Raw genomic sequence first — 12,930 nt, forward strand, 5'->3', positions numbered from 1 at the left:
CCATGAGTATTATAATTAAGCCTATCATAACTGAAAAAATCACCAAAGAAGGTGAGGTTTTCAACCGTTTTGGTTTTGTTGTTGATAAAAAAGCAAACAAAGTTCAAATTAAGAAAGCTGTAGAAGCTGCTTACGGAATTTCTGTTGTTTCTGTTAACACGATGAACTATAGAGCTGATAGAACTACTAAATATACAAAAAGTGGTTTGATTAGCGGAAAAACGAACAGCTACAAGAAAGCTGTCGTACAAGTAAAAGAAGGAGAAACAATAGATTTTTATAATAATATCTAATAGAAAATGTCAGTTAGAAAATTAAAACCTATTACCCCTGGTCAGCGTTTTAGAGTTGTGAATGGTTTTGACGCCATCACGACTGATAAGCCGGAGCGTTCATTGATCGCACCGATAAAAAACTCAGGTGGTAGAAATAGTCAAGGAAAAATGACCATGCGTTACACAGGCGGTGGTCACAAACAAAGGTATCGTATCATTGATTTCAAAAGAACTAAAGTGGGTATTCCTGCTACAGTGAAATCAATCGAGTATGATCCAAACAGAACTGCTTTTATTGCATTATTGTGGTATGCTGATGGAGAGAAAACGTATATCGTTGCTCAAAACGGATTACAAGTAGGACAAACCGTTGTGTCTGGTGAAGGTGCAGCTCCTGAAATCGGAAATACTTTGCCTTTGAGCAAAATTCCTTTAGGAACTGTAATTTCTTGTATTGAATTACGCCCGGGACAAGGAGCTACTATTGCTAGAAGCGCTGGAACTTTTGCTCAATTAATGGCAAGAGATGGTAAATATGCAACAATCAAAATGCCTTCAGGTGAAACAAGATTAATCTTGTTGACTTGTTCCGCTACGATTGGAGCAGTATCTAACTCAGACCACCAATTAATTGTATCTGGTAAAGCAGGTAGAAGCAGATGGTTAGGTAGAAGACCAAGAACAAGACCGGTAGCAATGAACCCTGTTGATCACCCAATGGGTGGTGGTGAAGGACGTTCTTCTGGAGGTCACCCACGTTCTAGAAAAGGTCTTCCTGCTAAAGGTTATAGAACTCGTTCTAAAGTTAACCCGAGTAACAAGTATATTGTAGAACGCAGAAAGAAATAATAAGACATGGCACGTTCATTAAAAAAAGGACCTTTTGTACACTATAAATTAGATAAGAAAGTTCAAGAAAATATTGCTGGTGGAAATAAAGGTGTGGTTAAGACTTGGTCTAGAGCATCTATGATTACTCCGGATTTCGTTGGACAAACTATCGCAGTTCACAATGGTCGCCAATTCGTTCCGGTTTATGTAACTGAGAACATGGTAGGACACAAATTAGGGGAGTTTTCACCAACCAGATCTTTTAGAGGTCACGCTGGAGCAAAAAATAAAGGTAAAAAATAAGAAGCAATGGGAGTTCGTAAAAGAGAAACAGCAGATGCGAGAAAAGAGGCTAATAAGTCTATTGCTTTCGCGAAATTGAATAACTGCCCTACTTCACCTAGAAAAATGCGCTTAGTAGCAGACTTGGTAAGAGGTCAGAAAGTGGAAAGAGCCTTAAATATTTTAAGATTTAGCTCAAAAGAAGCTTCAAGAAAATTAGAGAAATTAGTATTATCAGCTATCAATAACTGGGAGCAGAAAAATGCTGACGGAAACGTTTCAGAAGCAGGCTTATTTATAAAAGAAATCCGTGTTGACGGTGGAATGATGTTGAAAAGACTTCGTCCGGCGCCACAAGGTAGAGCACACAGAATTAGAAAACGTTCAAACCACGTGACAATCGTGTTAGGAGCTAATGATAACACACAAGCAAATTAATTAAGATGGGACAAAAGACAAATCCAATAGGAAACAGACTTGGTATCATCAGAGGATGGGATTCAAACTGGTATGGTGGAAATGATTACGGTGACAAAATCGCTGAGGATTATAAAATCAGAAAGTATATCCATGCTCGTTTATCAAAAGCTAGTGTATCAAAAGTAATCATCGAGAGAACTTTGAAACTTGTAACCGTTACTATCACAACTGCCCGTCCTGGTATCATTATCGGAAAAGGTGGTCAAGAGGTAGACAAGTTGAAAGAAGAACTTAAGAAAGTTACTGACAAAGAGGTTCAAATCAACATCTTTGAAATTAAAAGACCTGAGTTAGATGCGTATTTAGTTGGAACTAGTATTGCACGTCAAATCGAAAGCCGTATTTCGTACAGAAGAGCTATTAAAATGGCTATCGCAGCAGCAATGCGTATGAATGCAGAAGGTATTAAAGTTTTGATTTCTGGTCGTTTGAACGGTGCTGAAATGGCACGTTCTGAGCAATTCAAAGAAGGTAGAATTCCTCTATCAACTTTCAGAGCCGATATTGATTATGCTTTGGCTGAAGCACATACTACTTATGGTAGAATGGGTATCAAAGTATGGATCATGAAAGGTGAAGTTTACGGAAAACGTGATTTATCTCCACTTGTTGGAATGGATAAAAAACAAGCTTCTGGTGGAAAAGGTGGCGATTCTTCTAAAGGAGGAGACAGAAAGCCTTTCAACAAAGACAGAAAACCTGGCGGAGACCGTAAAAGAAAGTAAATTTTAAACTAAAGAAAAATGTTACAGCCTAAAAGAACAAAATACCGTAAGGTACAGAAGGGTAGAATGAAAGGCGTTTCTCAAAGAGGACACGAGCTTTCTAATGGAATGTTTGGAATTAAATCAGTACATGAAAATGGAATGTTCTTAACTTCACGTCAAATCGAAGCGGCACGTATTGCAGCCACTCGTTTTATGAAAAGAGAAGGACAGTTATGGATTAAAATATTTCCAGATAAACCGATCACCAAAAAACCTCTAGAGGTACGTATGGGTAAAGGTAAAGGAGCAGTCGAGTATTGGGCTGCTGTTGTAAAACCAGGAAAAATTATGTTTGAAGTTGGTGGCGTGCCATTAGCTGTTGCAAAAGAGGCGTTACGTCTTGCTGCTCAAAAACTTCCTGTAAAAACTAAGTTTGTCGTTGCTAGAGATTTCGAAGCATAATCTAAAATTAATTATGAAACAATCAGAAATTATAAATCTATCCGCAGCTGAGTTGCAAGAAAAACTTAGTCAATTAAGAAAAGCGTATTCAGACCTAAAATCAGCACACGCTATTTCTCCAATTGCCAATCCACTTCAAATTAGAAGTGCTAGAAGAGCGGTTGCTAGAGTAGCAACAGAGCTAACTAAAAGAGAGTTACAATAATTGTATTCTGCTAAAATGGAAGATAAAAGAAATTTAAGAAAAGAAAGAATTGGTGTTGTTACGTCAAACAAAATGGACAAGTCTATTGTTGTGGCACAAGTAACCAGAGTAAAACACCCATTATACGGTAAGTTCGTGTTAAAAACTAAAAAGTTTCATGCACACGACGAAACAAATGACTGTAACATTGGTGACACAGTAAAGATCATGGAAACAAGACCTTTATCTAAAACCAAATGTTGGAGACTAGTTGAAATCATTGAAAGAGCTAAGTAATTATGGTACAACAAGAATCGAGATTAAAAGTAGCAGATAACACAGGAGCAAAAGAAGTTTTGACTATCCGTGTTTTAGGAGGAACGAAACGTCGTTATGCCTCTGTTGGAGATAAAATTGTAGTGTCAATAAAAGACGCAACACCAAACGGAAACGTGAAAAAAGGTGCTGTATCTACTGCAGTTGTTGTACGTACCAAAAAAGAAGTGAGAAGAGCCGATGGTTCTTATATCCGTTTTGATGACAATGCTTGTGTTCTTTTGAATGCGGCAGGTGAGATGAGAGGAACACGTGTTTTTGGTCCGGTTGCGAGAGAACTTCGTGAAAAACAATTCATGAAAATTGTATCATTAGCACCAGAAGTGCTTTAATTCGTTAGTAAAATGATAAAGCTAAAAATAAAATCAGGAGACTTAGTAACTGTTATCGCCGGTGACCACAAAGGTACCGAAGGTAAAGTTGTTAGTGTTGACCGTGAGAAAAACAAAGCAATCGTTGAAGGGGTAAACATGGTTTCGAAACATACAAAACCAAGTGCTAAAAACCCTCAAGGAGGAATTGTTAAGAAAGAAGCTCCTATCCATATTTCAAACTTGGCTTTGGTAGATCCAAAATCTAAAAAAGCAACTAAAGTGGGAATCAAGACAGAAGGAGATAAGAAAGTGAGATTTTCAAAAAAATCTAATCAAGTATTATAGTTATGGCATATACACCTAGACTTAAGCAAGAATATAAGGACAGAGTAATTGCTGCCCTTAAAGAAGAATTCGGTTATAAAAACGTAATGCAAGTTCCTAAATTGGAAAAAATCGTTTTAAGCCGTGGCGTTGGAGCAGCAGTATCTGATAAAAAATTAGTTGACTATGCAGTTGACGAATTGACAAAAGTAACTGGACAAAAAGCAGTATCTACAATTTCTAAGAAAGACGTTGCGTCTTTCAAATTGAGAAAAGGTATGCCAATTGGTGCCAAAGTAACTCTTAGAGGAGAAAGAATGTATGAGTTTTTAGACAGACTTATCACATCATCTTTACCACGTGTAAGAGATTTTAGCGGTATCAAAGCTACTGGTTTTGACGGAAGAGGAAATTACAACCTTGGTGTTACTGAACAAATCATTTTCCCTGAAATTGATATTGATAAAGTAAACAAGATCTCAGGTTTGGATATTACATTCGTAACTTCTGCCAACACAGATAAAGAAGCAAAGTCATTATTGGCTGAATTAGGTTTACCTTTTAAAAAGAATTAAGACATGGCTAAAGAATCAATGAAAGCCCGTGAGGTGAAAAGAGAAAAAACGGTAGCAAAGTACGCTGAGAAAAGAAAAGCTTTATTAGAAGCAAAAGATTACGAAGGCTTACAAAAATTACCAAAAAATGCTTCACCGGTTCGTATGCACAATCGTTGCAAATTAACAGGTAGACCAAGAGGATATATGCGTCAGTTTGGTATTTCGCGTGTAACATTCCGTGAAATGGCCAATAACGGATTAATTCCGGGAGTTAAAAAAGCTTCTTGGTAATCTCGCAATAAGTTATTACTTTTGCAAACCAAAAAATAATTTTAATTGGTTAAAGGTTCATTGGGCGAGTGCCTCTTGAAAACCATAACCGCAAATTTATACATATGTATACAGATCCAATTGCAGATTATCTTACGAGAGTTAGAAATGCAGTGATGGCTAACCACAAAGTGGTTGAAATCCCGGCTTCGAACTTGAAAAAAGAAATCACAAAGATTTTATTCGATCAAGGATATATCTTAAGTTACAAATTTGAAGACAGTACTGTTCAAGGTACTATCAAAATCGCTTTGAAGTATGATAAAGATACTAAAGAGTCTGTAATCAAAGATATCCAAAGAATTAGTAAACCAGGTTTACGTAAATATGCCGGTGCATCAAAGTTGCCTCGAATCCTTAACGGATTAGGAATTGCTATCGTTTCCACTTCAAAAGGTTTAATGACCGGGAAACAAGCCAAGCAATTAAATGTTGGTGGAGAAGTAATTTGTTACGTATACTAATTAAAACAGTTAAACAATGTCAAGAATAGGTAAAAATCCAATTTCGATTCCTGCTGGTGTAACTGTTGAAGTTAGTGAAACAGTAATTACAGTTAAAGGAAAATTAGGTCAACTTACACAAGAGTACGCAGACGTAACAGTAAAAGTTGAAGAAGGTCAACTAGTAGTAGAAAGACCATCTGATAGTAAAGATCATAGAGCAAAACACGGATTATACAGATCATTAATCAACAACATGATTGTGGGTGTATCTGAAGGTTTTACCAAAGAGTTAGAATTGGTTGGAGTAGGTTATAGAGCTTCAAATCAAGGACAAAAATTAGACTTAGCCTTAGGTTTCTCTCATAATATCGTTTTAGAAGTTGCTCCAGAAGTAAAATTAGAAACGATTTCTGAAAAAGGGAAAAACCCAATCGTGAAGTTAACATCTTTCGACAAACAATTAGTAGGTCAAATCGCTGCGAAAATCAGAGGTTTCCGTAAACCAGAGCCTTACAAAGGTAAAGGAGTTAAGTTTGTTGGTGAAGTATTAAGAAGAAAAGCAGGTAAATCAGCGTAAAAATTAGCATTATGTCATTAACAAAAACTGAAAGAAGACAAAGAATTAAATTCAGAATCAGAAAGATTGTTAGCGGTACTGCTGCTAGACCAAGATTATCTGTATTCAGAAGTAATAAAGAAATCTACGCACAACTTATCGATGATGTGAATGGAGTTACTTTATTGGCTGCTTCATCAAAAGATAAAGGAGTAGATATTAAAGGTACAAACGTAGAAGTTGCTGCTGCAGTTGGAAAACTTGCCGCAGAGAAAGCGTTAAAAGCCGGGATTACTGAAGTGACTTTCGATAGAGGAGGTTATTTGTACCACGGTCGTATTAAATCATTAGCAGAAGGCGCAAGAGCGGCTGGACTTAAATTCTAATATATTATGTCTAAATACAAAAATGTAGAATTAGTAAAACCTAGCGGTCTTGAATTAAAAGATCGTCTGGTAAGTGTAAATCGTGTTACCAAAGTAACAAAAGGAGGTAGAGCTTTCGGCTTTTCTGCTATTGTTGTTGTAGGTGATGAAAACGGTGTTGTTGGACATGGTTTAGGAAAATCTAAAGACGTTTCTGAAGCTATTGCTAAAGCAGTAGAAGATGCAAAGAAAAACTTAGTTAGAATTCCTTTAAGTGGTCAATCTGTACCTCACGAACAAAAAGGAAAATTTGGTGGAGCAGCAGTATTTTTGATGCCTGCATCTCACGGTACCGGAGTAATCGCTGGTGGAGCTGTTCGTTCAGTTTTGGAGTCGGTTGGTATCCACGATGTATTGTCAAAATCACAAGGTTCATCAAACCCTCACAACGTGGTAAAAGCAACTTTTGATGCTTTATTACAAATGAGAAGTGCCGTTACCGTTGCAAAACAAAGAGGTATTTCTTTAGAAAAAGTTTTTAAAGGTTAATTCAAGGAAATTATGGCTAAATTATTAGTAAAACAAGTTAGAAGCAAAATCAATTGTCCTCTTACACAAAAAAGAGGATTAGAGGCTTTAGGTCTTCGTAAAATGGGACAGGTTGTGGAGCATGATTCAAATCCAGCTATCCTTGGAATGATAAATAAAGTTAAACACTTAGTTTCCGTAGAGGAAGTTAAATAACAAATCATAGTTATGAATTTAAGTAACTTACAACCTGCTGAAGGTTCTACACACAATCAAAACAAAAGATTAGGTAGAGGAGAAGGTTCTGGTAAAGGTGGCACTGCTGCAAGAGGTCACAAAGGAGCAAAGTCTCGTTCTGGTTATTCTAAAAAGATTGGTTTTGAAGGTGGGCAAATGCCACTTCAAAGACGTGTGCCTAAGTTTGGTTTCACAAACATCAACCGTAAAGAATATCAAGGGGTTAACCTTGATGCACTTCAGTTATTAGTAGATAACGGAACTGTTACCGATACTGTAGATTTCTCAGTATTAGTAGAAAACCGTTTGGCTACTAAAAATGAATTGGTTAAGATTTTAGGAAGAGGAGAATTAAAAGCAAAATTAAAAGTAACTGCTCACAAATTTACTGCTACTGCTAAAGCGGCTATTGAAGCTGCTGGTGGTGAGGCTGTAACCTTATAATTATCAGAACAATGAAGAAATTTTTTGAATCATTAAATAATGTTTGGAAAATAGAAGAACTAAGAAACAGAATAGTGTTTACACTAGGTCTGTTATTGGTTTACAGATTTGGAGCGCATGTTACTCTTCCGGGAATTGATGCTACACAATTAGAAAACTTAGCTGGACAAACCGATAAAGGTATTGGATCAATACTGGATATGTTCACCGGTGGCGCTTTCTCAAAAGCATCTGTTTTTGCGTTGGGTATTATGCCTTACATCTCAGCTTCAATTGTTGTTCAATTAATGGGTATTGCCATTCCTTACTTGCAAAAATTGCAAAAAGATGGCGAAAGTGGCAGAAAAAGATTGAATCAAATTACAAGATGGTTAACCATCTTAATTACCTTGGTACAAGGTCCAGGTTATATCTATAACTTATACACTACTTTACCTCCGGGTGCATTCCTTTTAGGATTTGATTCATTCCAATTTTTGTTCTCTTCAGTATTAATTCTGACTACTGGTACAATATTCGCTATGTGGTTAGGTGAAAAAATTACAGATAAAGGTATTGGTAACGGTATTTCCCTATTAATTATGGTAGGAATCCTTGCCAGATTGCCGCAAGCTTTATTTCAAGAGTTTACTTCTAAAGTGACCAACAATAACGGTGGCCCAATGTTATTAGTTCTTGAAATCATCGTTTGGTTATTGGTAATCATTGCTTGTGTTTTATTAGTAATGGCTGTTAGAAGAATTCCGGTACAATACGCTCGTCGTACAACTGCCGGTGATTTCGAACAAGATTCAATAGCTGGTAACAGACAGTGGATTCCTTTAAAATTGAACTCTGCCGGAGTTATGCCAATCATTTTCGCACAAGCTATCATGTTTATCCCTGCAGCTGTAGCTGGATTATCAAATTCTGAAACGTCTCAGTCTATTGCAGGTACATTTAGTAATATGTTCGGTTTTTGGTACAACTTAGTTTTTGCATTGTTGATTTTAATATTCACTTTCTTCTACACTGCAATTACAGTTCCTACAAACAAAATGGCCGATGATTTAAAAAGAAGCGGTGGTTTTATCCCTGGGGTTAAACCTGGTGTTGAAACAGCCGATTTCTTAGACAGAATCATGTCTCTAATAACATTCCCTGGTTCATTATTTTTAGCATTAATTGCTGTGTTCCCGGCGATTGTTGTTAGTCTTGATGTTCAACAATCATGGGCTATGTTCTATGGCGGTACTTCATTGATCATTATGGTTGGTGTAGCTATCGATACTATTCAACAAATAAATTCTTATTTATTGAATAAGCACTATGACGGATTGATGAAAAGTGGTAAAAATAGAAAAGCAGTAGCTTAATTTTTATGGCAAAGCAATCAGCAATAGAACAAGACGGATCAATAATTGAAGCATTGTCAAATGCAATGTTCCGTGTAGAATTAGAAAACGGACACGTTGTAATTGCTCATATCTCCGGAAAAATGCGTATGCATTACATCAAATTGTTACCTGGTGACAAAGTGAAACTGGAAATGAGTCCTTACGATTTGTCAAAAGCAAGAATTACTTATAGATATTAAAAAGCAGTAAGCAATAAGCAACAAGCAATAAGCAATAAAAACTTAATGCCTAAAGCCTAAAGCCTAATGCCTAAAGCAAATTTACAATGAAAGTAAGAGCATCAGTTAAAAAAAGAAGTGCCGAGTGCAAAATTGTACGAAGAAAAGGCAGATTATACGTAATCAACAAAAAGAATCCTAGATTTAAACAAAGACAAGGATAAGTTATGGCAAGAATAGCAGGGGTAGACATCCCAAAAAACAAAAGAGGAGTTATCGCTTTAACTTACATCTTCGGAGTAGGTAGAAGTAGAGCTATTGAGATTTTAGAAAAAGCTCAAGTTAGCCAAGATAAAAAAGTTCAAGATTGGAATGATGACGAAATCGGTGGAATCCGTGACGCGGTATCATACTACAAAATTGAAGGTGAACTTCGCTCAGAAGTTTCATTACACATTAAACGTTTAATGGATATTGGATGTTATAGAGGTATCCGTCACAGATCTGGTCTTCCGTTAAGAGGACAAAGAACTAAGAACAACTCTAGAACAAGAAAAGGTAAAAGAAAAACTGTTGCTAACAAGAAAAAAGCAACTAAATAATAAGTAATATGGCTAAAGCAACTGCAAAAAAACGTAAAGTTATCGTTGAATCAACGGGTGAAGCTCATATTAATGCAACCTTTAATAACATCATCATTTCGTTAACCAACAAAAAAGGTGAAGTTATCTCTTGGTCTTCAGCTGGTAAAATGGGCTTTAGAGGTTCTAAAAAGAACACTCCATACGCAGCTCAAATGGCAGCAGAAGATTGTGGAAAGGTGGCTTTAGAAGCGGGTCTTAAAAAAGTAAAAGTTTATGTAAAAGGACCGGGTAACGGACGTGAGTCTGCTATCAGATCTATTCATAATTCAGGAATTGAAGTTACTGAAATCATCGATGTAACTCCAATGCCACACAACGGATGTCGTCCTCCTAAAAGACGTAGAGTATAATTTTTACTGAATTTATTTCAGTATCTAATTAAACAATTAATAAGTATAATCAAGATTGGCGAATAGATTATCGAAGGATGTGACCTGAATTCATAATCTCAATCTTAAAACAATTTAAAATGGCAAGATATACTGGTCCACAAACTAGAATTGCTCGTAAATTTGGCGAAGCAATATTCGGAGAAGACAAATCCTTCGAAAAAAGAAATTATCCTCCTGGACAACACGGGATGGCTAAAAAAAGAGGTAAAAAATCTGAGTACGCTGTTCAGTTAATGGAAAAGCAAAAAGCTAAATACTCTTACGGTATTTTAGAAAAACAATTCAGAAACCTTTTCGAAAAAGCAGCAGCTTCTAAAGGTGTAACAGGTGAAATCCTATTACAATTATGCGAAGCTCGTTTAGATAACGTTGTATTCAGAATGGGAATTGCACCTTCAAGAAGAGCGGCAAGACAAATCGTTTCTCACCGTCACATCACTGTAAACGGAGAATTAGTAAACATCCCTTCTTACCACCTAAAACCAGGTGACAAAGTTGCTGTTCGTGAAAAATCTAAATCTGTTGAAGCTATTGAGCGTTCATTAGCCAATTCTTCTCATGTATATGAGTGGATTACTTGGAATAATGATACTAAAGAAGGAACTTTCGTTTCTGTTCCTCAAAGACTTCAAATCCCAGAAAACATTAAAGAGCAATTAATCGTAGAGTTGTACAACAAATAATAATTGACAATAGTCTAAATTATATGGCAATATTTAATTTTCAGAAGCCCGATAAAGTTATCATGATCGATTCAACCGATTTTGAAGGTAAGTTTGAATTCAGACCTTTAGAACCGGGATACGGATTGACCGTTGGTAATGCACTTAGAAGAGTTTTACTTTCTGCGTTAGAAGGTTATGCCATTACTTCGGTTCGTATCGAAGGAGTTGAGCATGAGTTTTCAACCATTTCAGGAGTTGTTGAAGATGTTACTGAAATTATCCTTAATCTAAAACAAGTACGTTTCAAACGTCAGATCGAAGATGTAGATAATGAAACAGTTTCTATCTCAATCTCAGGAAAAGACCAAATTACAGCAGGTGATTTTCAAAAATTCATCTCCGGTTTCCAGGTGTTAAACCCGGAGTTGGTAATTTGTAACTTGGATAGCAAAGTTAACCTAAACATGGAATTAACGATCGAAAAAGGTCGTGGTTATGTTCCTGCTGAGGAGAACAAAAAACAAAACGCAGCCATTGGTACTATTTTTACAGACTCTATTTTTACTCCGGTAAAAAACGTAAAATATGCCATTGAAAACTTCCGTGTGGAGCAAAAAACAGATTATGAAAAATTAGTTTTCGAAATCAAAACTGATGGTTCAATCAATCCAAAAGATGCTTTAACAGAAGCTGCCAAAGTTTTAATTCACCACTTTATGTTATTCTCTGATGAGAGAATTACTCTTGAAGCTGATGAAATTGCACAAACAGAATCTTACGACGAAGAATCATTACACATGAGACAGTTATTGAAAACCAAATTGGTTGATATGGACTTGTCAGTAAGAGCCTTAAACTGTTTGAAAGCAGCCGAAGTTGACACCCTTGGAGATCTTGTATCTTTCAACAAAAACGACTTGATGAAGTTCCGTAATTTTGGTAAAAAATCGCTAACCGAGTTAGACGAATTAGTAGCCAATAAAAATTTAACCTTCGGAATGGATTTAGGTAAATACAAATTAGATAAAGAATAAATTACTTCATATTTTGCGCTCCCTAGAGGATTGAAGCAAGATGAAGGTTAAAAAAACACGTCATGAGACACGGAAAAAAAGTAAATCACTTAAGCAGACAGACCGGACATAGAAAATCTATGTTGGCTAACATGGCTTGTTCTCTTATCGAGCACAAACGTATTAACACTACTGTCGCTAAAGCTAAAGCGCTTAAACAATTTGTTGAGCCACTAGTAACAAAATCAAAAGAAGATACTACGCACAACAGACGTATCGTTTTCGCTTACTTACGTAACAAATATGCGGTAACTGAATTGTTCAGAGACGTAGCTGCGAAAGTTGGAGACCGTCCGGGTGGATATACTCGTATCATCAAAATGGGTAACCGTTTGGGAGATAACGCTGATATGGCCATGATCGAGTTAGTAGATTTCAACGAACTATACAACGGAGGTAAAAAAGAAGAGAAAAAAGCGAAAAGCCGTCGTGGTGGAAAAGCTAAATCAACTTCTACTGCAGCTCCGGAAAAAGTGGAAGCTCCAGTGGTGGAAGCAGCTCCTGCACCAGTGGTGGAAGAAGTTGTTGAAGCTCCGGTTGCAGAAGTGGTGGAAGCTCCGATTGTTGAGGAAACTCCAATCGCTGAAGCAGAAGCTCCTGCAGCAGAAGAAACTCCGGAAGCTCCGGCTGATGAAGAATCTAAAGAAGAGCAAGCCTAATGGTTGCCCACTCTTAAATATAAAGGATAAACGTTTTGTTTATCCTTTTTTTTTGGATTTTTGGGAGCAGAGCTTCCACGTTCTTTTACATATTTAGTCCCGCTATCCGCGCTACACGGTAGCTAGCTTCTATCGGGGCTAGATGACAAAAACAGAATGTTTATAAACTTTTACAATTCCGTTTTATTATCACAGTACAATAAATTAATTTTGTTGATTATTAGGCAATAGGCAATACTTTATGTCTTAGCGTCTTTGCGAGAAATTTATATAACAAGCAAAAC

25 protein-coding genes and 1 pseudogene are annotated in these 12,930 nt (G+C 36.5%); all 26 read left to right on the plus strand.

The features are described 5' to 3' along the window. The first annotated feature begins 2 nt into the window (after positions 1-2). Entirely contained in the window at positions 3-293 is a 291-nt protein-coding gene (rplW, locus tag ACK4R1_RS11165; protein ID WP_121312852.1) for a 50S ribosomal protein L23, read from the plus strand. Between the two features lie 6 nt (positions 294-299). Then, positions 300-1,124 carry a 50S ribosomal protein L2 gene (gene rplB, locus ACK4R1_RS11170; RefSeq protein ID WP_284651729.1) on the plus strand — a complete coding sequence of 275 codons (825 nt, stop codon included), beginning with the start codon at positions 300-302 and terminating at the stop codon, positions 1,122-1,124. Between the two features lie 6 nt (positions 1,125-1,130). Further along, positions 1,131-1,409 carry a 30S ribosomal protein S19 gene (gene rpsS / locus ACK4R1_RS11175; protein WP_007136562.1) on the plus strand — a complete coding sequence of 93 codons (279 nt, stop codon included), beginning with the start codon at positions 1,131-1,133 and terminating at the stop codon, positions 1,407-1,409. 6 nt (positions 1,410-1,415) lie between these two features. After that, positions 1,416-1,826 (plus strand): 50S ribosomal protein L22, encoded by a 411-nt coding sequence (rplV, locus tag ACK4R1_RS11180; protein WP_121312854.1) that lies wholly within the window; start codon positions 1,416-1,418, stop codon positions 1,824-1,826. A 5-nt stretch (positions 1,827-1,831) separates the two neighbouring features. Next, positions 1,832-2,593: a 30S ribosomal protein S3 gene (gene rpsC, locus ACK4R1_RS11185; protein ID WP_121312855.1), complete on the plus strand. Its 762-nt coding sequence runs from the start codon at positions 1,832-1,834 to the stop codon at positions 2,591-2,593. Between the two features lie 18 nt (positions 2,594-2,611). Next, complete coding sequence (rplP, locus tag ACK4R1_RS11190) at positions 2,612-3,037, plus strand: 50S ribosomal protein L16 (protein ID WP_121312856.1); 426 nt, start codon at positions 2,612-2,614, stop codon at positions 3,035-3,037. Between the two features lie 13 nt (positions 3,038-3,050). Then, the gene (rpmC, locus tag ACK4R1_RS11195; protein WP_121315001.1) at positions 3,051-3,242 is read left to right on the plus strand and encodes a 50S ribosomal protein L29; all 192 of its coding nucleotides are present in this window, start codon (positions 3,051-3,053) and stop codon (positions 3,240-3,242) included. A 15-nt stretch (positions 3,243-3,257) separates the two neighbouring features. Beyond that, on the plus strand, positions 3,258-3,518 hold the full coding sequence (gene rpsQ, locus ACK4R1_RS11200) for a 30S ribosomal protein S17 (protein WP_121312857.1): 261 nt from the start codon (positions 3,258-3,260) through the stop codon (positions 3,516-3,518). A 2-nt stretch (positions 3,519-3,520) separates the two neighbouring features. Further along, a complete protein-coding gene (gene rplN, locus ACK4R1_RS11205) occupies positions 3,521-3,889 on the plus strand; it encodes a 50S ribosomal protein L14 (RefSeq protein ID WP_007803649.1) in 369 nt (122 codons plus the stop codon). A gap of 12 nt (positions 3,890-3,901) precedes the next feature. Further along, positions 3,902-4,216: a 50S ribosomal protein L24 gene (rplX, locus tag ACK4R1_RS11210; protein ID WP_409686844.1), complete on the plus strand. Its 315-nt coding sequence runs from the start codon at positions 3,902-3,904 to the stop codon at positions 4,214-4,216. Between the two features lie 2 nt (positions 4,217-4,218). Continuing rightward, positions 4,219-4,770, plus strand: coding sequence for a 50S ribosomal protein L5 (gene rplE, locus ACK4R1_RS11215; RefSeq protein WP_121312859.1), 552 nt, complete (start codon positions 4,219-4,221; stop codon positions 4,768-4,770). Between the two features lie 3 nt (positions 4,771-4,773). Continuing rightward, positions 4,774-5,043: a 30S ribosomal protein S14 gene (gene rpsN, locus ACK4R1_RS11220; RefSeq protein ID WP_187661033.1), complete on the plus strand. Its 270-nt coding sequence runs from the start codon at positions 4,774-4,776 to the stop codon at positions 5,041-5,043. A gap of 104 nt (positions 5,044-5,147) precedes the next feature. Beyond that, on the plus strand, positions 5,148-5,546 hold the full coding sequence (gene rpsH, locus ACK4R1_RS11225; RefSeq protein ID WP_187661032.1) for a 30S ribosomal protein S8: 399 nt from the start codon (positions 5,148-5,150) through the stop codon (positions 5,544-5,546). Positions 5,547-5,562: 16 nt separating this feature from the next. Next, positions 5,563-6,105: a 50S ribosomal protein L6 gene (gene rplF / locus ACK4R1_RS11230; protein ID WP_409686846.1), complete on the plus strand. Its 543-nt coding sequence runs from the start codon at positions 5,563-5,565 to the stop codon at positions 6,103-6,105. Between the two features lie 11 nt (positions 6,106-6,116). Beyond that, the gene (rplR, locus tag ACK4R1_RS11235) at positions 6,117-6,470 is read left to right on the plus strand and encodes a 50S ribosomal protein L18 (RefSeq protein ID WP_409686848.1); all 354 of its coding nucleotides are present in this window, start codon (positions 6,117-6,119) and stop codon (positions 6,468-6,470) included. A gap of 3 nt (positions 6,471-6,473) precedes the next feature. Further along, on the plus strand, positions 6,474-6,998 hold the full coding sequence (gene rpsE, locus ACK4R1_RS11240) for a 30S ribosomal protein S5 (RefSeq protein WP_121312864.1): 525 nt from the start codon (positions 6,474-6,476) through the stop codon (positions 6,996-6,998). 12 nt (positions 6,999-7,010) lie between these two features. Continuing rightward, a complete protein-coding gene (gene rpmD, locus ACK4R1_RS11245) occupies positions 7,011-7,193 on the plus strand; it encodes a 50S ribosomal protein L30 (protein ID WP_121312865.1) in 183 nt (60 codons plus the stop codon). Between the two features lie 12 nt (positions 7,194-7,205). Continuing rightward, positions 7,206-7,658 (plus strand): 50S ribosomal protein L15, encoded by a 453-nt coding sequence (gene rplO, locus ACK4R1_RS11250; RefSeq protein WP_409686850.1) that lies wholly within the window; start codon positions 7,206-7,208, stop codon positions 7,656-7,658. Positions 7,659-7,669: 11 nt separating this feature from the next. Next, positions 7,670-9,013 carry a preprotein translocase subunit SecY gene (gene secY / locus ACK4R1_RS11255; RefSeq protein ID WP_409686851.1) on the plus strand — a complete coding sequence of 448 codons (1,344 nt, stop codon included), beginning with the start codon at positions 7,670-7,672 and terminating at the stop codon, positions 9,011-9,013. Positions 9,014-9,018: 5 nt separating this feature from the next. Then, on the plus strand, positions 9,019-9,234 hold the full coding sequence (gene infA / locus ACK4R1_RS11260) for a translation initiation factor IF-1 (protein ID WP_026714631.1): 216 nt from the start codon (positions 9,019-9,021) through the stop codon (positions 9,232-9,234). Between the two features lie 86 nt (positions 9,235-9,320). Then, entirely contained in the window at positions 9,321-9,437 is a 117-nt protein-coding gene (gene ykgO / locus ACK4R1_RS11265) for a type B 50S ribosomal protein L36 (RefSeq protein ID WP_073370549.1), read from the plus strand. Positions 9,438-9,440: 3 nt separating this feature from the next. After that, the gene (gene rpsM / locus ACK4R1_RS11270; RefSeq protein ID WP_171222661.1) at positions 9,441-9,815 is read left to right on the plus strand and encodes a 30S ribosomal protein S13; all 375 of its coding nucleotides are present in this window, start codon (positions 9,441-9,443) and stop codon (positions 9,813-9,815) included. Positions 9,816-9,823: 8 nt separating this feature from the next. Beyond that, positions 9,824-10,207: a 30S ribosomal protein S11 gene (rpsK, locus tag ACK4R1_RS11275; RefSeq protein WP_121312869.1), complete on the plus strand. Its 384-nt coding sequence runs from the start codon at positions 9,824-9,826 to the stop codon at positions 10,205-10,207. 119 nt (positions 10,208-10,326) lie between these two features. After that, positions 10,327-10,932 (plus strand): 30S ribosomal protein S4, encoded by a 606-nt coding sequence (gene rpsD, locus ACK4R1_RS11280; RefSeq protein WP_176305657.1) that lies wholly within the window; start codon positions 10,327-10,329, stop codon positions 10,930-10,932. Between the two features lie 23 nt (positions 10,933-10,955). Beyond that, the gene (locus tag ACK4R1_RS11285) at positions 10,956-11,948 is read left to right on the plus strand and encodes a DNA-directed RNA polymerase subunit alpha (protein ID WP_121312871.1); all 993 of its coding nucleotides are present in this window, start codon (positions 10,956-10,958) and stop codon (positions 11,946-11,948) included. A gap of 62 nt (positions 11,949-12,010) precedes the next feature. Continuing rightward, positions 12,011-12,484, plus strand: a pseudogene (gene rplQ / locus ACK4R1_RS11290) (50S ribosomal protein L17); the annotation flags it as partial. Positions 12,485-12,930 lie beyond the last annotated feature (446 nt).

The organism is Flavobacterium sp., assembly GCF_046293665.1.
GTDB lineage: Bacteria > Bacteroidota > Bacteroidia > Flavobacteriales > Flavobacteriaceae > Flavobacterium.